This window comes from Cupriavidus sp. SIMBA_020 (genome assembly GCF_046535395.1).
In the GTDB taxonomy this organism is placed as follows: domain Bacteria; phylum Pseudomonadota; class Gammaproteobacteria; order Burkholderiales; family Burkholderiaceae; genus Cupriavidus; species Cupriavidus campinensis.
In genome coordinates, this window is record NZ_JAWRWU010000054.1 from 1 (window position 1) to 492 (window position 492).

General features: G+C 48.8%; 1 protein-coding gene and 1 pseudogene. One reads left to right on the plus strand and one right to left on the minus strand.

All coding sequences use genetic code 11. The annotated features are described in order from the left end of the window. A pseudogene (locus SB751_RS28105) lies at positions 1-175 on the minus strand (MFS transporter); the annotation flags it as partial. Between the two features lie 110 nt (positions 176-285). Between SB751_RS28105 and SB751_RS28110 the strand changes: the two are divergent. Beyond that, the coding region (locus SB751_RS28110; RefSeq protein WP_410748797.1) for a hypothetical protein at positions 286-492 on the plus strand (207 nt) is incomplete at its 3' end.

Consider the following 492-nt stretch of genomic DNA (forward strand, 5'->3'; position numbering starts at 1 on the left):
CGCCCAACAGTCCCCCGGCCACGGGGCCTGCCACCATACCCACGCCGAAACAAGCGCTCATGAGCCCGAAGTGGCGAGCCCGATCTTCCCCATCGGTGATGTCGGCGATATAGGCGCCAGCAACCGCACCTGTGGCGCCGGTGATGCCGGCCACGATGCGTCCGGCGTAGAGGATCGAGATCTCGATCCCGCGAAATTAATACGACTCACTATAGGGGAATTGTGAGCGGATAACAATTCCCCTCTAGAAATAATTTTGTTTAACTTTAAGAAGGAGATATACATATGTTTAAACGTAAATCAACCGCAGAACTGGCAGCACAGATGGCAAAACTGAATGGTAATAAAGGCTTTAGCTCAGAAGATAAAGGCGAATGGAAACTGAAACTGGATAATGCAGGTAATGGTCAGGCAGTTATTCGCTTTCTGCCGTCTAAAAATGATGAACAGGCACCGTTTGCAATTCTGGTTAATCATGGCTTTAAAAAAAAT